The 16,613-nt window shown below is 63.5% G+C and carries 14 protein-coding genes; 8 read left to right on the forward strand and 6 right to left on the reverse strand.

Annotation, left to right across the window (positions count from 1 at the left end):
- Window positions 1-12 precede the first annotated feature (12 nt).
- Window positions 13-1,599 carry a molybdopterin-dependent oxidoreductase gene (locus M1D51_RS19140; RefSeq protein WP_458107622.1) on the reverse strand — a complete coding sequence of 529 codons (1,587 nt, stop codon included), beginning with the start codon at window positions 1,597-1,599 and terminating at the stop codon, window positions 13-15.
- Window positions 1,600-1,730: 131 nt separating this feature from the next.
- Between M1D51_RS19140 and M1D51_RS19145 the strand changes: the two genes are divergently transcribed.
- The 3 genes from M1D51_RS19145 (at window position 1,731) to M1D51_RS19155 (ending at window position 6,675) form a co-directional block, all read left to right on the forward strand.
- Window positions 1,731-3,242: an aldehyde dehydrogenase family protein gene (locus M1D51_RS19145; protein WP_458107623.1), complete on the forward strand. Its 1,512-nt coding sequence runs from the start codon at window positions 1,731-1,733 to the stop codon at window positions 3,240-3,242.
- Window positions 3,243-4,898 (forward strand): GMC family oxidoreductase, encoded by a 1,656-nt coding sequence (locus M1D51_RS19150; protein ID WP_458107624.1) that lies wholly within the window; start codon window positions 3,243-3,245, stop codon window positions 4,896-4,898. It abuts the gene before it with no gap.
- Between the two features lie 145 nt (window positions 4,899-5,043).
- Window positions 5,044-6,675, forward strand: coding sequence for an APC family permease (locus tag M1D51_RS19155; RefSeq protein WP_458107625.1), 1,632 nt, complete (start codon window positions 5,044-5,046; stop codon window positions 6,673-6,675).
- A gap of 102 nt (window positions 6,676-6,777) precedes the next feature.
- Here the strand turns inward: M1D51_RS19155 and M1D51_RS19160 are convergent, their stop codons facing one another.
- Complete coding sequence (locus tag M1D51_RS19160) at window positions 6,778-7,995, reverse strand: acyl-CoA dehydrogenase family protein (RefSeq protein ID WP_458107626.1); 1,218 nt, start codon at window positions 7,993-7,995, stop codon at window positions 6,778-6,780.
- A gap of 134 nt (window positions 7,996-8,129) precedes the next feature.
- Between M1D51_RS19160 and M1D51_RS19165 the strand changes: the two genes are divergently transcribed.
- Window positions 8,130-9,848 carry an AMP-binding protein gene (locus tag M1D51_RS19165; protein WP_458107627.1) on the forward strand — a complete coding sequence of 573 codons (1,719 nt, stop codon included), beginning with the start codon at window positions 8,130-8,132 and terminating at the stop codon, window positions 9,846-9,848.
- Window positions 9,849-9,905: 57 nt separating this feature from the next.
- Entirely contained in the window at window positions 9,906-10,412 is a 507-nt protein-coding gene (locus M1D51_RS19170) for a MarR family winged helix-turn-helix transcriptional regulator (RefSeq protein WP_458107628.1), read from the forward strand.
- Window positions 10,413-10,425: 13 nt separating this feature from the next.
- On the opposite strand, the gene M1D51_RS19175 is transcribed toward M1D51_RS19170, so the two are convergent.
- Entirely contained in the window at window positions 10,426-11,841 is a 1,416-nt protein-coding gene (locus M1D51_RS19175; protein ID WP_458107629.1) for a DUF222 domain-containing protein, read from the reverse strand.
- Between the two features lie 191 nt (window positions 11,842-12,032).
- On the opposite strand from M1D51_RS19175, the gene M1D51_RS19180 reads away from it, so the two are divergent.
- Window positions 12,033-13,184, forward strand: a complete 1,152-nt coding sequence (locus M1D51_RS19180; RefSeq protein ID WP_458107630.1) for an MFS transporter — start codon at window positions 12,033-12,035, stop codon at window positions 13,182-13,184.
- Window positions 13,181-13,741, forward strand: coding sequence for a cyclophilin-like fold protein (locus tag M1D51_RS19185; RefSeq protein ID WP_458107631.1), 561 nt, complete (start codon window positions 13,181-13,183; stop codon window positions 13,739-13,741). The genes M1D51_RS19180 and M1D51_RS19185 overlap by 4 nt, the downstream gene beginning before the upstream one ends.
- A gap of 12 nt (window positions 13,742-13,753) precedes the next feature.
- On the opposite strand, the gene M1D51_RS19190 is transcribed toward M1D51_RS19185, so the two are convergent.
- Both M1D51_RS19190 and M1D51_RS19195 read right to left on the reverse strand, forming a co-directional pair.
- Window positions 13,754-14,644: a helix-turn-helix transcriptional regulator gene (locus tag M1D51_RS19190; protein ID WP_458107632.1), complete on the reverse strand. Its 891-nt coding sequence runs from the start codon at window positions 14,642-14,644 to the stop codon at window positions 13,754-13,756.
- Between the two features lie 60 nt (window positions 14,645-14,704).
- Window positions 14,705-15,574, reverse strand: a complete 870-nt coding sequence (locus M1D51_RS19195; RefSeq protein WP_458107633.1) for a universal stress protein — start codon at window positions 15,572-15,574, stop codon at window positions 14,705-14,707.
- A gap of 106 nt (window positions 15,575-15,680) precedes the next feature.
- Between M1D51_RS19195 and M1D51_RS19200 the strand changes: the two genes are divergently transcribed.
- Window positions 15,681-16,352, forward strand: coding sequence for a TenA family protein (locus M1D51_RS19200; RefSeq protein ID WP_458107634.1), 672 nt, complete (start codon window positions 15,681-15,683; stop codon window positions 16,350-16,352).
- Here M1D51_RS19200 and M1D51_RS19205 read toward each other — a convergent pair.
- Window positions 16,337-16,492 (reverse strand): hypothetical protein, encoded by a 156-nt coding sequence (locus M1D51_RS19205; protein ID WP_458107635.1) that lies wholly within the window; start codon window positions 16,490-16,492, stop codon window positions 16,337-16,339. The genes M1D51_RS19200 and M1D51_RS19205 overlap by 16 nt on opposite strands.
- Window positions 16,493-16,613 lie beyond the last annotated feature (121 nt).

Raw genomic sequence — 16,613 nt, forward strand, 5'->3', positions numbered from 1 at the left:
GATCGCGTAGTACTACTCAACCGTCACCATCACGGACGGCCAGCCGGAGGCCCCGTCAGGCACGGGATCGGCTCGCTTGTCGGTCTGGGTTTCGCCGGTGGCGTCAGTGGCGCGGGCCTTGACGTAATGCATGCCGGGCGTGGCATCCCATTCGTAAGACCATTGGCGCCAGGTGATGGTGGAGGCTTCGTCGGAGAGGGTTGCTTCCACCCAATCGCCGTCGTCAATCTGGACTTCAACCTTGGTAATACCCCGCGTCTGCGCCCAAGCGGTGCCGCCCACAGCTACCTTTCCTGCCTTAAGCCTTGCAAAGGATGCGGGTACGTCCACCCGTGCCATGGTTTTGATGGGTCCGCGCTCTGACCAGCCGCGTTCGGTCCAGTAAGCCTTGCTGTCGGCGAACCGGGTGACCTCCAACTCCACCACCCACTTGGTAGCGGAGACGAATCCGTACAGCCCGGGAACCACCATGCGCACGGGGTAGCCGTGCTCCACCGGCAGCGGCTCACCGTTCATGCCGATGGCCAGCATGGCATCCCGGTCGTCCTGAAGTACCTCGAGCGGCGTGGAGGCACTGAAGCCGTCGATGGATCGCGAGAGCACCATGTCCGCGCCATCCTTGGGCCTGGCCCTTTTCAGGACTTCGCGGATGGGAAGGCCCAACCACTTGGCGTTACCGGCAAGCTTTCCGCCCACCGGGTTGGAAACACAGGTGAGGGTAACGTGCGATTCGATCAGATCGGCGTCGAGCAGGTCCTGGAAGGTGAGGGTCACTTCCTCCTCGACCATTCCGTGCACCCGCAATGACCAATCGTTGACGTTGATTTCCGGGACGCTCAGGGCCGTATCAATGCGGTAGAACTCGCTGTTTGGCGTCAGCCAAGACGATACTCCCGCCACCGGGGACTGGACACCCGCCGGCACAGGGGGCGCAGCCTTGATCGGTGCCGGCAACCTGAGGGCATCACGGGCTTGGGCAACGTTGTTTCGTGCCGCGCCCAACAGCCGCCCACCGGTGGCCGCAATTCCGGCGGCCACGGCGGTGACTCCGGCAGCGGCAAAGAAACGACGACGGCTGGTTCCGGCCCCGCCAACCTGCTTGTCGGCGTCGGCCGCCACGTCAGCGGGGGCCTCCGGCCACGCTTTCAGCCTCCACAGCGGCACTATGAGGCGGCGGAGGGCTATCAGGCCGGCGATGGTTCCCAGGACGGAGGGAATGGCGTCGGCCAGTCCCACTCCTGCGCGGGTCAGAACGGCGGCCACAATCACGGCCCCCATGAACAACACGCCCAGGACGCCCAGCGCCCACTTCTTGTAGGCCACTATGCCCAGGACACAGGCAAGTAATGCGATGGTGACGCCCATCCCCACGAACAGTGCTGCTTTGTCATTCGTGCCGAATGTGGCAATGGCAAAATCCTTCATCCACGACGGCGTGAAGTCGATGAACGTTGATCCCAGGGCGAATACGGGGGTTGCCCTGGCGGTGAAGAAGGCGCCGATCAGCTCGGCGACGGCAAGCACGACGGCGGCAGACACCACGCCTGCCAGCGCTGCCATGGTTTCGGGGCCTTTGGTCCGGAGTCCGAGCTTTTTCATGCCAGTAGTTCGTAGCGGGCGGGAGCAGGGATGGGTGCAGCATCAGCTGAAGCCTGCAGGGCCGCGTCACTTTGAACATCTGTTCATGATTTTCCTTGAACAGATGTTCAAGATGCACTAGCCTGCTTCGTATGACCCAAGCCACATTTTCCGATTCCGCCTCCACGCTTTTCATCAACGGCGCATGGGAACCGGCCGCTTCCGGCGCGGTGCGTGAGATTCACAACCCGGCCGACGGCGAACTGGTCGCCACAGTGTCCGAGGCAGGCCGCGAGGATGCCGAGCGTGCGATTTCCGCAGCCCGGGCAGCCTTCGACTCCGGCGTCTGGTCGAACGTTCCTGCCCCCGAAAGAGGTGCGTTCCTGCTCAAGGTCGCCGCTGAACTGCGCGAACGCCGGGAGAAGTTCGCCCGCGCCGAATCTCTGGACACCGGTAAGCGAATCGTCGAGAGCCGCATCGACATGGACGACATCGCCTCCTGCTTCGAATACTTCGGACGCCTCGCCGGGCAGTCAGCCGGCCGTGTAGTGGACGCCGGGGACCCCGCCGTCGTGAGCAAAATCGTTTACGAACCCGTGGGCGTCTGCGGCCTGATTACACCGTGGAACTACCCGTTGCTGCAGGCCGCGTGGAAGATCGCGCCCGCACTGGCCGCCGGCTGCACCTTCATCCTGAAGCCCGCCGAGCTGACCCCCTCCACCGCGATCCTCGCCATGCAGTTGCTGCAGGATCTCGGCTTGCCGGACGGCGTCGCCAACTTGGTGACCGGCCCCGGTCCACAGGCGGGCGCACCACTTTCGGAACATCCCGATATTGACCTGGTTTCCTTCACCGGTGGCCTGGAAACCGGCAAGCGCATCGCGGCTGCCGCTGCGGGCACCGTGAAAAAGGTGGCATTGGAACTCGGCGGCAAGAACCCCAACGTGGTGTTCGCTGACGCTGACTTCGACGCCGCCGTCGACAACGCGCTGAACGGCGCCTTTGTGCATTCCGGGCAGGTCTGCTCTGCCGGGGCGCGGCTGGTGGTGGAGGAATCCATCGCCGAGCGCTTCGTTGACGAACTTGTCCGCAAGGCCAACGGCATCCGCCTCGGCGGCCCGTTTGATGACTCTGCCGAAACCGGACCGCTGATTTCCGCCGCCCACCGGGAGAAGGTGGACGCCTACGTCCGGCGCGGCGTGGCCGAAGGCGCGCGGCTGCGGTGCGGCGGCGCGGCCCCGGAAGGCGAAAAGTTCGACGCCGGGTTCTACTACCAGCCCACGGTCCTGGACCGCGTCCAACGGGGAATGTCGGTGGTCATCGACGAAGCCTTTGGCCCGGTAGTAACAGTGGAAACCTTCCGCACGGAAGACGAAGCCGTAGCCACAGCGAACGACACCATCTACGGGCTCGCGGGCGCAGTGTGGACCCAGGATGCCGGCAAAGCCCAGCGGGTAGCGGGCCGGTTGCGGCATGGCACGGTCTGGATCAACGACTACCATCCCTACCTTCCGCAGGCCGAGTGGGGTGGCTTCGGCCAGTCCGGCGTCGGCCGTGAACTCGGCCCCACTGGACTGGGCGAATACCAGGAAGCCAAGCACATCTACCAGAACACCAACCCCCAGGTGACCGGGTGGTTCGCAGATCACGGCAAGGAGAACTAAATGCACGTGGACAACATTGAGAACCTCAGCGAGCGCGGGTTCGATTACGTGGTCATCGGCGGAGGATCGGCCGGAGCTGCCGTCGCCGCCCGGCTGAGCGAGGATCCTGCCGTCACGGTGGCCTTGGTGGAAGCCGGCCCGGATGACCGCAACCTGCCGGAGATCCTGCAGTTGGACCGCTGGATGGAACTTCTGGAATCCGGCTACGACTGGGACTACCCCGTGGAACCGCAGGAGAACGGCAACTCCTTCATGCGGCACGCCCGGGCCAAGGTGATGGGTGGCTGCTCCAGCCACAACTCCTGCATCGCTTTCTGGGCTCCCCGCGAGGACCTGGATGAATGGGAGTCGAAGTACGGCGCCACCGGCTGGAACGCTGCTGCTGCCTGGCCTGTCTACCAGCGCCTGGAAAGCAACGAAGACGCCGGTCCGGACGCTCCCCACCATGGCGATTCCGGTCCCGTGCATTTGATGAACGTTCCCCCCAACGATCCCGCCGGCGTCGCGCTCCTTGATGCCTGTGAGCAGAGCGGCATCCCCCGCACCAAGTTCAACACCGGCACCACCGTGATCAACGGCGCCAACTTCTTCCAGATCAACCGCCGCTCGGACGGCACGCGCTCTTCCAGCTCGGTGTCCTACATCCACCCCATCATGGACCGTGAGAACTTCACGTTGCTGACCGGCTTGCGGGCCCGCCAATTGGTGTTCGACGCCCACAAGCGCTGCACCGGCGTCGATGTTGTGGACTCGGCTTTCGGCCGGACGCACAGGCTGAGCGCGCACCGCGAAGTCATCCTGTCCACGGGCGCCATTGATTCGCCCAAGCTGCTCATGCTTTCCGGCATCGGACCCGCCGCCCACCTGGCGGCGCATGGCATTGAGGTCTTGGTGGACTCACCTGGCGTCGGCGAGCACTTGCAGGACCATCCGGAAGGCGTGGTGCAGTTCGAGGCGAAGCAGCCCATGGTCCAGACCTCCACCCAGTGGTGGGAGATCGGAATCTTCACTCCTACCGAAGAGGGCCTGGACCGGCCGGACCTTATGATGCATTACGGTTCCGTCCCATTTGATATGAACACCTTGCGCTACGGCTATCCCACTACGGAGAACGGCTTCAGCCTCACTCCCAACGTCACTCACGCACGTTCCCGCGGAACGGTCCGGCTCCGCAGCCGGGACTTCCGCGACAAACCCATGGTGGATCCCCGGTACTTCACCGATCCCGAGGGCCACGACATGCGCGTGATGGTGGCCGGCATCCGCAAGGCGCGGGAAATCGCGGCGCAGCCGGCAATGGCGGAGTGGGCCGGCCGGGAACTCTCCCCCGGCATCGAGGCCCAGAGCGACGAGGAACTGCAGGATTACATCCGCAAAACGCACAACACTGTGTACCACCCCGTAGGCACCGTGCGCATGGGGCCGGTGGAGGACGATATGTCGCCGCTGGATCCTGAGCTGAGGGTCAAAGGCGTCACCGGGCTGCGTGTGGCCGATGCCTCCGTCATGCCGGAGCACGTCACCGTAAACCCCAATATCACCGTGATGATGATCGGCGAGCGCTGCGCTGATTTCATCAAGGCCGACCTCCTCCGGGCCCACGGGACGGAGGACACCACGACGGCGGAAGCCGGCTTCAGCTTGTCCCTCGCCTGAACAGGGACCCTGCTTTTAGACCCACGCAACAAAAAATGGGGGAAACAGCCGTTGGCACACCGTGGTGCCCGGCTTTTGATACACACCGCGTCCAATGACGGCCGCGGGCTATCACCATTCATGCATGTCTGAACTAGGAGTTCGAATGTCAGAACCCAGCAAATCAGGACCCTGCAAGAGCGATGCGAGCGGTATGGACGAGTTTGGCTATGCCCAAACCCTGGACCGCAGCATCGGTAAGTTTGCCAGCTTCGCCGCCGGCGTCAGTTACATCTCCATCCTCACCGGCGTTTTTCAACTGTTTTACTTCGGATTTTCGACGGCGGGACCCGCCTATGCGTGGTCGTGGCCCATCGTTTTCGTCGGCCAGCTCATGGTGGCCTTGTGTTTTGCTGAATTGGCCGGGCGTTATCCGGTGGCCGGTTCGGTGTACAACTGGGCGAAGAGGCTATCAACCGGAACCTGGGCGTGGTTGGCGGGCTGGCTGCTGCTACTCTCCTCCATCATGGCCCTTGGCTCGGTTGCCTTGGCCCTCCAAATCACGTTGCCGCAGATCTGGGACGGCTTCCAACTAGTGGGCGATGGCACAGGTCCCTATGACTTTGCGGTCAACGGGGTCATCCTGGCCAGCATCATGATCGGCATTTCCACCCTTATCAACGCTTTCGGCGTGAAGCTCATGACCATGATCAACAGTGTGGGCGTGTTCGTGGAACTGGTTGCTGCGGTCCTGCTCATTGCGGCTCTTATTTGGCACTCGGTTCGCGGACCGGAAGTCCTCCTGGATACCGCCGGCTTCGGTGAAGAGCATCCCTTGGGCTTCTTTGGAGTGTTCCTCATTGCTGCCATGGCTTCCGGGTACGTCATGTACGGTTTCGACACCGCCAGTTCCCTGGGCGAAGAAACCAAAGACCCCAAGAAGACCGCTCCCAGGGCGATCCTGCGCGCCGTTACGGCATCTTTCCTTTTGGGCGGGTTGCTCCTTCTCGGCGGAATCCTGGCCGCGCCGGATCTTTCCGACCCCAAGCTCGGAGCCGCTGACGGCGGTCTGCAGTACATCGTGCTTTCGGTGCTGGGTGGCCCGTTCGGCAAGGCGTTCCTGGCATGCATCGTCGTGGCCGTTGTGGTCTGCACCCTGGCCGTCCACGCAGCTGCCATCCGAATGATGTTTGCCATGGCCAGGGACAACAACCTTCCCTTCAGCAGGCAACTCAGCAAAGTGCACCCCACCCGGAAAACCCCCACAGTGGCTGCGATCGTCATTGGCGTAGTGGCCGTCATTCCCTTGATCGTGAACATCTCCCAGCCGGCCATCTTCACCATTCTCTCCAGCATCAGCATCGTCCTGATCTACCTGTCCTACCTGCTGGTCACAGTGCCGATGCTCCGCCGTCGGTTCCTGAAGAAGTGGCCTTTGAAGGACGACGGATCGGAACCGGGATTCAGCCTGGGCAAATGGGGGCTGCCCGTGAACATCCTGGCCGTGCTGTGGGGAGGCGCCATGACGCTGAACCTGGTGTGGCCTCGGCCGGAAATCTACAACTCGGTGCCGCCGTTTGAGTGGTACCTCCAATGGGGTGGCGTGATCTTCGTCGGCACAGTCATCATTGGCGGAACGCTCCTCTACCGCCTCCGCCTCCGGCACCGCACCGGAGTCCTGGCCGAGCACGCCGCCGTCGCTGCACCATCCGGCGCGGGTCCGGACGCTGATCCGACAACAGATCCGGACGCGGGGCCGGACAAAGATCCCGCCTTGGCAGTAACCCAGAGCTCCTGACCCACGCCACAGACGAGCACCCCTTCGCCGACGTTCACAGCCGCGAAGGGGTGCTCCGTGCGTTTATGGGGTGCTCCGTGCGTTTATCCAGGGCTTGCTTCGTCAGACAAACGCCGACTTCCCCGTCACCGCCCGGGCCACGATCATGGAGTTGATCTCATAACTGCCCTCGTACGTGTACAGGATCTCGGCGTCACCAAACAGCTTGGCCATCTCATAATCCGTGGTGATTCCGTTCCCACCCAACAGGGACCTGCCCATCGCCACGGATGATCGGGCCAGCCGGGTGGTGGTGGCCTTGCACATGGCGGCCTGCACCATCTCGAGTTTCCCGGCCTGCTGGATCCGCGCGAGCTCCACCATCATGGACAGTGAGGCGTTGGCATTGCCCAGGATGTCTGCGAGTTGCTGCTGAACCAGCTGGAAACGGGCCAGCTCCTTGCCGAATTGCTTGCGCTCCAAGGCGTAGGAACGGGCAATATCGAAGGCCGCCAGCTGGATTCCTGCCGCTTGCCATCCCACCCAGGCACGGGAATCACGCAGGAGTTCATTGGCCCGCGAGAACTCCGTGGCGCCCGGCAAAAGGTTTTCCACGGGAATGCGGACCTCGTCCAACACGATGTCCGCATTTTGCATGATGCGCAGGCCGATCTTGTGGGAGATCTTAGTGGCGGAGTACCCGGGGCGGTCGGTCTCCACGATGAATCCCTTGATGTGGCCATCGGACTCGTCACGGGCCCAGACCAACGCGAAATCGGCAATGGTCCCTGCCCCGATCCAGCGCTTGGCGCCGTTGATGACCCATTCACCGCCGTCGCGCCGCGCCGTCGTCGAAAGTCCTCCGGCGATGTCCGAACCGTGGTCCGGTTCGGTCAGGGCGAAGGCGCCCAGTTGGGTAAATGCCTCCAACCCCGGCAGCCATTTACGCTTCTGCTCCGGTGATCCGAGCTCGTCAATCATGCCGACGATCAACTCATTGTGGATGCCTACCAACGCCGAAAGTGAGACGTCCGCCCGGGCCACTTCGGTGTACATGAGGCCCTTGAACAGCTTGGAGGACCCATCAGTTTGCAGCCCGCCCACCCCGAACTTGGCCATGTCGGCCAACAGCCCGAACGGGAACTCCTCCCGGTTCCAGTACTCGATGCTCGCAGCACGGATTCGCGTTTGCAGGAACTCCCTGATCTCCAGGTACCGCAAGCGCTCCTCCGGGGGGAGCAGGTCAATGACGTGCATCAAGTCCGCCTCCGGATAAGGAGGAAGGACGCGTGTCGATGCCGCACCGCTGGTAACGGTGCCGGCAGCTTTTTCGTCGAGCATTAGACCCCTTCGTCATGTCCCGCATAGGCTCTTCCAAACCCTTGGATGTCCTAGTATATTGCAAGGTGATGTGGATCACTAGGCGGGATGCTTCGGCAAAGGTGCCGGCACAACCCGAAGGCGAAAGGCGGACTATGACAGTCACAGAAGACTTCCGTGCGGCCCGCGACAGGCTGCTGGAATTGCGCGAGGACTACAAGCAGGCCCACTCCGAATTCCAATGGCCCCGCTTTGAAGAGTTCAACTTCGCGCTCGACTGGTTCGACCAGATCGCGGCGGACGCGGCCCGCGGCGACCAGCCGGCCCTGGTGATCGTGGAACAGGACGGCAGCTCCACCCGCCGGACTTTCAAGGACCTCTCGCGCAGGTCTTCACAAGTGGCCAACTGGCTGCGCGGCCAAGGTGTCCAACGCGGCGACCACATGATCATCATGCTCGGCAATCAGGTGGAACTCTGGGAACTCATGCTCGCCGGCATCAAACTGGGCATCGTGATGATCCCCACCACCACCCTCATGGGCGCCCGTGATCTCCAGGACCGGGTGGAGCGCGGCGGGGCCGCCTGGGTGGCCGTCGGAAGTGCCAACATCGGCAAGTTCGCCGACGTCGAGGGTCAATACACCTTGATTGAGGTCGGTTCCGAGCACGCCAACCCAGACGCCAGGCAGTACTCAGACTCGAACGACGCCGGCACGGACTTTACGCCCGACGCCCCCACCAAAGCCGACGAGACCCTCTTGCTCTACTTCACGTCCGGCACCACCTCCCGAGCCAAACTGGTGGAGCACACCCACATCTCCTACCCCGTGGGCCACCTCTCCACCATGTACTGGATCGGCCTGGAACCCGGCGACGTCCACCTGAACGTCGCCTCACCAGGCTGGGCCAAGCACGCCTGGTCCAACGTCTTCACGCCGTGGATTGCTGAAGCCACCGTTTTCATCTACAACTACCAGCGCTTCGACGCCGCCGCCCTGATGGACCAGATGGGCCGGGAAGGAGTCACCAGCTTCTGCGCCCCGCCCACCGTGTGGCGCATGCTCATCCAAGCCGACCTCACCCAGCTCACCAGCCCGCCCTTGAAAGTGGTTTCCGCCGGCGAGCCGCTCAACGCAGAGGTCATTGGCCAAGTGGAGGAAGCCTGGGGTGTCACCATTCGCGACGGCTTCGGCCAAACCGAATCCACCGTCCAGATCGCCAACACTCCTGCCCAGCCCGTGAAGATCGGCTCCATGGGACGGCCGCTGCCAGGCTACGACGTCGTGCTGGTGGACCCGCTCACCGGGCAGGAAGCCGACGACGGCGAACTCTGCTTGCGCTTGGACCCCCGGCCCGTGGGGCTCATGAAAAGCTACTTCGGCGACGAAGCCAAGACGGCCGAGGCCTTCCGCGATGGCTACTATCACACCGGCGATATGGCGAGCCGGGATTCCGACGGCGTCATCACCTACGTCGGCCGGGATGACGATGTTTTCAAGTCCTCCGACTACCGGTTATCGCCTTTCGAACTCGAAAGCGTCCTGATCGAACACCCCGCAGTGGCGGAAGCCGCCGTCGTGCCTTCGCCTGATGCCGTGAAGCTGTCGGTGCCTAAGGCTTTTGTGGTGTTGGCCGCCGGCTATGAAGCCGGGCCGGCAGTAGCCGAGGACATTTTGAAGTACTGCCGCGAGCACCTGGCGCCGTTCAAGCGCATCCGTCGGCTCGAATTCGGAGAGCTGCCCAAGACCATTTCGGGCAAGATCAGGCGGGTTGAACTGCGCGGGACGGAAGTCGCCCGGCACGGCGACGGTCCGCTACCCGCTGGTTTGGGCGTGGAATATACCGAGGAAGAGTTTCCGAATCTGAAAGACTAGCCAACCGAACAGTAGGCCAAGCAAGCAGTAGGCCAAGCAAGCAAACAAAGGAGGCCCATGGGCACGCCACTCCCCCGCGACCCCATTGCCGACGCCCAGCGCAACTGGGAACGGCATGGCTGGGGTGATGTCGCTGCGCCCATGGCCGCCATTACCGCCATCATGCGCACGCAACAGATTCTGCTCGCCCGGATCGAAACAGTGCTCAAACCCTTTGGCCTGACCTTCGCACGCTACGAACTCCTTGCACTGCTGAGTTTCGCCCGCAGCGGTGCCCTGCCTATGAACAAAGCCAGCGCGCTCCTGCAGGTGCACCCCACCTCGGTGACCAACGCCGTCGACCGCTTGGAAAAGGCAGCCCTGGTTGCCCGGTCACCGCACCCCACCGATGGGCGCACCACCCTGATCGAGCTCACTCCTGAAGGCCGAACGCTCGCCAAGAAGGCGACGGCGGCGCTCAACGCGGAGGTTTTTGGAAAGTCAGGTTTCGGGCCCGACGACGTGGACCACCTCATCCGCGTGCTGGGCAGCTTCCGGAGGGACGCCGGAGACTTCGAGGACTAGGCTTTTTACCTCTTTACGTTCTGGAGGGTCCGTGCCCGGGCAGGGGTGGAGCCTTTGATTGGTACGTGTGTCCCGTAGGAGTGCTGATTTCCAGGGTGTGAACGTCCCCGGGCATGACCTTGGTGCTCCAACCGGCGTTTTCCTTGGTGTGGTTGCACGCTTCGCATAGACCGGCGCCGTTGGCCAGGCTGGTCCCTCCTCCGGAGCGCCACGGAACCACATGGTCAATATGCCGTATGGGCGCATCGCAATAGGGAGTCCGGCAACTATCGTCGCGGGTTTCAATGAAGCGCCGAAGCCCACCCGTGAAGAGCCGGGCTTTGGAATCGGTGGCGAGCAGTTCTCCTGTGCCCGGCGCGGTGTAGAGCCGACGAAGCCATACGGCGAACTCTGCGTTCAGCGCTGCCGCGGGACCTTGGCTGGGGTGTCCTGCTCTAGAGGCTGGGCTCACGCCCGCCTGACCCAGAGGTGAGGCCTGCCCCAACGCGAGCAGTTCCCTTCCCCATTCTGCGGGGACGATTCCGTAGCCCTTGAGCCGGGCTGGTTCGCTGTCGCCTTGGAAAAGGGTGCGGTCAGTCATGACGAGGTCCAGGTTGATCCCCGAAATCCCGCCCGGGGTGCCCGTAATGCGTGCGGTGAGGGTGTCGGCCATGAGCTGGCCCCGACCCCGGGTATCCCCACTGGAACGGGCAGAATCAGCCGCTCGAGTCAGCGCGGCGTAGACCGCTACGCCCTGGGCTACAGGAAGCAAGGCCGTTAGGTATGTCATAGTGTCCGGGGCCGGACGGAGGCTGACGGTCCGCTCGGCCGCAGCACGGCTGGCACGCCCGACTACAGACCGCGGGTCACGTCGATAGGCGGCAGCTTTTGCGGCGGCAACGATCGCTTTGTCGCCCTTGCCGTCAAAGGTCCCGGTGTCGGGGGCGAGCTCCTCGTCCACCGCACAACGATCCTCGACAGACAGGCAGGCCGTTTCCTTAACAAGAAGCGTAGCGCGCCATTCATTCAAGTTCCCCGATTTCAGGGCCGCCAAGGTGCGGGGCATCTCCGTGACAAGGGCTTTTGCCAAGCCCAGGAGACGTGCCCCGCGGTTCGGTGACTCGCGCCGGGCCAAAGCAACCTGGGCTCCCACACCTTGTCCACGCTCCGCAGCAGGGACGCCTGCCTCGGCTTGCTCGGCACGCTGGGCGAGATCAAAGGCCACAGCAACCCGCGCCTGCAAAGCGGAGATCGCAGACTTCATCTCCTCCAGGACCCGCAACTGTTCGATCAGGTCGCTACTGACGCTGCTGTTGGGGGCAGTGCCGGGCTGCACTGCGCTGGACGGAACAGCTCGGGGCGGAACTCCGCCAAGAGTGTGGGCGGTTGAGGCAGCAGCAAGCGGACCCGGCACCCGTGCGCCCGCTCGCTTCTCCCCAATTCGCTCCATGCCCTAACTCTGGCACCAGCCACCGACAAAATAACGTCAGTGACCGCACGTGGAGCGCAGTGGGCGGGACGCTCAGGGAAGGAGTCCCTCGGAGGACCTCCCTTAAGCGGGACTCCCTCCCAGTCCATAACCCTGATGTTCTAGAGTCATGACCACAACTCTCCCCCACACGCACCCGGCGCTTGCCTCTAGTGACCTACGTTCTGGCGGCGGGCGTGTTCCTGATGGGAACCACCGAGTTCATTGTTGCGGGCATCCTGCCGGAGATCGCCACTGATCTTGGCACGTCCGTAGCCGATGCGGGCCTCATGATCACGGTCTTCGCGGTGGGGATGATCGTGGGAACCCCCACCATGTCCATCCTGACCCTGAAGCTGCCGCGCCGCCTGACGCTGAGCCTGGCACTGGTGATATTTGCTGTGGGGCATGTGGTTGTTGCCCTCACGTCCGACTTCACCCTGATCCTGATGGCTCGTCTCGTCACCGCACTGGCGACGGGCGCGTTCTGGGCGGTAGCCGCCGTCGTGGGTGCAAAAGCCGCAGGTGCGGCGTCAGCGTCCCGGGCGCTGGGCGTTGTCCTCGGCGGTGGCATGCTTGCCAATGTGGTGGGTGTACCCCTCGGCGCGTTTGCCGGGCAGGTGGTTGGCTGGCGGGGGCCGTTTTGGGCCTTGGCTGTCCTCGCGCTGGCAGCTGCTGGCGTGGTGTACCGGCTGGTCCCGGTCACCCCGGAATCCGGCGCTGCTCCGTCAGTGCGGGCAGAACTTGCCAGCATGCGCGACACCCGGGTCTGGCTTGTCCTGGCCGGCTGCGCGATCGTGTGCGGATCGTCCTTGGCCGCCTACAGTTTCATCTCGCCCTTGCTGACTGTAAACACCGGACTTGCCGCTACCGTGGTGCCATTGGTGCTGGTGGCCTACGGCGTGGGGGCCTTCATTGGCTCCAATCTTGGCGGCCATTTCGGTGCTCACCGCCCCTATCCGGCACTCTTTATCCCGGCTGGCATGACATTCCTGGTGCTGGGTGCCCTTGCACTGTTCTCCCACTACGCGCTGGTCACCGTGGTCCTGATCTTCCTACTGGGCCTCTTTGGCATGGCCACCAACCCCATCCTGATCGGCAAAGCCGTTGGTTATGCAGGCCAAGCACCCACCCTTGCTTCGGCGCTCAGCACGTCAGCTTTCAATCTGGGCACGGCAGTGGGCTCATGGATCGCCGGCTATGCGCTCGAGTCATCGCTCGGTGCCACGGGCCCGGTGGTGGTGGGGACTGTCATCGCCGCGCTCTACTTCGTGCCCCTTACGTTGCTGATGCTGAAGGACCGGAAGGAAGGTGCTGTGGCATGAGGCGCAGCACCGTCGGCATACCGTTCCCTGCGAGGACGGTTGCGTTGGCCCTGGCCCTGGCGCTGCCCCTGACACTAGTCGGTTGCAGCCCACCACCAACGGGGGACGCAGCACCGGCTCCGAGCAAAATAGCCACCAGTCCCCAGAAAAAATCCAGCCCCAGCGAGGCATCCAGCCCCGCCACAGGCAGCGTGATAGGTACCGTGGTCCGCTACAGTACCGATTCGGAAACACTGAACGTGACCATCGGCGAGGACAGCCCCGCCACCCGGGACTTCCTGAGCATGCTCCCGCTGACCCTCACCATGGAAGAGTTCGCCGGCCGGGAGAAGATCGCGGACCTGCCCAGGCCCCTTAGCCATGAGGGGTCCCCCGGATCCGATCCCGAAGACGGCGACCTCATCTACTTCGTCCCTTGGCGAAACCTGGGTTTTTACTACAACGCATCGGGCATCGAATTCTCAGACCAGACCATCCATCTGGGACGCTACAACGCCACACCGGAGGATCTCGCACGCTTCGAGGGCCAGAACGTCAGGGTAGAAGTCAGCCGCTGAGCGTGCCGGTGGTCAGCTGTCCGCCCGGGTCCTCTCGGCAGTGGACTCGACGGCGTATTCGCTGGCCGCCCATGACGCCAGCAACTGGAGCCGCTCGGCCGACGGCGATCCGGGTTCCGCCGCGTAGATGGTCAGGGTCAGTCCGGGCTCGGCCGCCATTTCCAGGCCCTCAAAAGCGAGTGTCATATCACCGACGATCGGATGGTTGAACGTCTTGAACCCGGTACCGTGATGGCGGACGTTGTGCGCGCCCCAGCGGGCGCGGAAGTCCTCGCTGCGGGTGCTGAGTTCACCGATGAGGTCGTGAAGCTCTTTGTTGTGCGGGTCGCGGCCGGCCTCTGTGCGCAGGATGGAAACGGTCACCTCGGCAAAGGCGTCCCAGTCCGGGTAGAACTCATGGGCACGGTCATCCAGGAAAGTGAAGCGTGCGATGTTTGGCGCCTGGCCCGGCATGTCGTAGCAGTCCTTGTAGAACGCCCGCGCCAAGGGGTTCACTGCCAGCAGGTCCATTCGGCCGTTCCGGACGAACGCGGGGCCTGCAGTGACAGCGTCCAGCGCCCACTGCAGGCTCTGGTGGGGTACATAGGATTTCGAGGTCCGGCGTCGCGGGGGCCTGGCAACCGGACTGGCCGCGTGAGCGAGATCAAACAGGTGGGCGCGCTCGGCGTCGTCCAGCTTCAGCGCCCTGGCCAGGCTATCCAGCACCTGCGGCGAAGCACCGCTGATGGCACCCCTTTCCAATCGCGTGTAGTACTCCACGCTCAGCCCTGCCAGTGTGGCAACTTCGCTGCGACGCAGCCCTTTGACCCGGCGGTTGGATCCTGCGGGTAAGCCCACCTGCTCCGGGGCCACCTGCGCACGCCGGGAGATCAGGAATTCGCGTACTTCAGCCCGGTTATCCATGACTCCCATGCTAGGTCCGGTCAGTCACGGGAGGGAGTCCCTGCCAGGGCCTCCACCGGCTTACGCAGGCTCGGGCCTCCGGCGTGAAACCAGCACCGGACTGTGGGCATGGTGGAGCACGGCGTGGGCCGTTGAGCCTATGGTTCCTTTGATGAGCCCATGTCCTTTGGTCCCCACCACCGTGATGCGAGCCCCTTGTGAAGCCTTGACCACCGCCCGGGAGAATGACGAGTCCACCAGGAGCTCGCCGGACACTGTGATCCCGGGGGCTTTGTGCCTGGCGCGGCTCAGCACGGAGTCGAGCATCGCTTCAGCGTCCGGATAAGCCTCCACGGGCTCACGCAACCGCCGGTACCCTTCCGGTTCGTGCAGCACGTGAACGATCATGAGTTCGGCACCTGTTGCTGCTGCAAACAGGCACGCGTCCTCGAGGGCTGCCGGGGAACCCGTCTCATCCACCGCCAGCAGGACGGGACCTTCAGGATGGTCGTCGGCGCGGATCACGGCCACCGGGCACTCAGCGGTTGCTGCCATCTCCAAACTCACCGATCCCACCAGCAAACCCATGAACCCGCCAAGACCCCGACTTCCGAGCACCAACATCGCAGCACCGGCCGAGACGTGGGCCAAGTGATCGCGCGGCATGCCGTGAAACAAGGTGCTGCGAACGTCCAGATCGGGGACGGTCTCCTTGGCGAGCGCCACGCCTTCTTCAAGCACCTTTTGCGCGGCCCGTTCCAGGCCGCTATCGGCCACACCAGGAACGGGACCCCTGTTGTGGGACAGCATGACCCACAACGAACAGTGCACAACGTGAAGGGAACAGTCCCGGAGGATAGCGTGCTTTGCCGCCCATTGAACGGCCCGGTGTGATTCTTCGGACCCGTCAAAGCCAACCACGATCATCTTCGATGCGCGCTCGTTCGTCATGGCCAGAGCCTACGCCCGCACCGGGAGAGGCACCATAGCGTAACGCCCGACGCCACAACGCAACACGCTGCTAGGCTCCGATGCTGACACTTCAGGAGGAAACACCGTGAGCTTTGCCGAAGAACTCAGGAACCAGTCCGCCGGGGATTGGGACGCCGCCGTCAACCATCCGTTCGTGGACCAGCTGTTGGACGGGTCCCTTCCCGATGAGCAGCTGCGCCATTATCTTATGCAGGATTACCAGTTCTGCGATGCTTTCACCGCCCTGCTGGGCCAGGCCGTCGCCTCAGCTCCTTCGCTCCCCGCACGCCTGGTGTTCGCCGGGGTTTTGGGAGCTTTCGCTTCGGACGAGAACACGTACTTCCAGGATTGCTTCAATGAGCTGGACGTTCCGGAAGCCGAGAGGACTGCGCCCGCTCTCGGACGTGCCACCCGGGAGTTCGACAACCTGATGCGCAGCGCCCTGTCCACCCGCTCTTACCCCGATGTCCTGGCAGTCCTGCTTGTTGCTGAGTGGCTGTATGGAGAGTGGGCCGCCCGCGCCGGAGACCCCACCCAGTGGCCCGCCGAACCCAGGCATGCCGAATGGATCCGCCTCCACAACAACCCTGAGTACAACGCGTGGGTCACATGGCTACGCGACGAATTCGACGCCGTCGAACCTTCACAGCCGCAGGAGCGGCAACGCGTGGCCGCTACCTTCGCGGAAGCGGTGCGGCTGGAGCGGGCGTTCTTCGATGCAGCGCTGGTCCCTGACGAGGCCTACGCCGCGAAGTAGGAGCGGACAACCCTTGTGCGGTTCTCCTGTTCGTCGGAGCCGTCTTCATCAGAACCACGGCAGGCCTCCGGACTTCCCGTCAGGTCAGTCCAGTGCCAGCCCTCGGAGCAGTAATCGTTATCGCAAAATTGCCAGGTCATGGGTCCCTCAGTCTCGCCTGCTTGTGTATCCCTCAGTAGGAGTCGCAATCAGGTGGAACATGACGAAGGAAGGACCGTGAGCTGCGTCCTAATCAGAGGACTGAAGCAGCAGACTAAAACA

The sequence above is a fragment of the Arthrobacter sp. R3-55 genome (assembly GCF_054161505.1).

Excerpts from the sequence above, each read along its gene's own strand:
- M1D51_RS19160 (WP_458107626.1), bottom strand. The coding sequence starts at position 7,995 with ATGCTCGACGAAAAAGCTGCCGGCACCGTTACCAGCGGTGCGGCATCG.
- M1D51_RS19150 (WP_458107624.1), top strand. The coding sequence starts at position 3,243 with ATGCACGTGGACAACATTGAGAACCTCAGCGAGCGCGGGTTCGATTAC.
- M1D51_RS19165 (WP_458107627.1), top strand. The coding sequence starts at position 8,130 with ATGACAGTCACAGAAGACTTCCGTGCGGCCCGCGACAGGCTGCTGGAA.
- M1D51_RS19145 (WP_458107623.1), top strand. The coding sequence starts at position 1,731 with ATGACCCAAGCCACATTTTCCGATTCCGCCTCCACGCTTTTCATCAAC.
- M1D51_RS19155 (WP_458107625.1), top strand. The coding sequence starts at position 5,044 with ATGTCAGAACCCAGCAAATCAGGACCCTGCAAGAGCGATGCGAGCGGT.
- M1D51_RS19190 (WP_458107632.1), bottom strand. The coding sequence starts at position 14,644 with ATGGATAACCGGGCTGAAGTACGCGAATTCCTGATCTCCCGGCGTGCG.
- M1D51_RS19175 (WP_458107629.1), bottom strand. The coding sequence starts at position 11,841 with ATGGAGCGAATTGGGGAGAAGCGAGCGGGCGCACGGGTGCCGGGTCCG.
- M1D51_RS19195 (WP_458107633.1), bottom strand. The coding sequence starts at position 15,574 with ATGACGAACGAGCGCGCATCGAAGATGATCGTGGTTGGCTTTGACGGG.
- M1D51_RS19170 (WP_458107628.1), top strand. The coding sequence starts at position 9,906 with ATGGGCACGCCACTCCCCCGCGACCCCATTGCCGACGCCCAGCGCAAC.
- M1D51_RS19185 (WP_458107631.1), top strand. The coding sequence starts at position 13,181 with ATGAGGCGCAGCACCGTCGGCATACCGTTCCCTGCGAGGACGGTTGCG.
- M1D51_RS19205 (WP_458107635.1), bottom strand. The coding sequence starts at position 16,492 with ATGACCTGGCAATTTTGCGATAACGATTACTGCTCCGAGGGCTGGCAC.
- M1D51_RS19140 (WP_458107622.1), bottom strand. The coding sequence starts at position 1,599 with ATGAAAAAGCTCGGACTCCGGACCAAAGGCCCCGAAACCATGGCAGCG.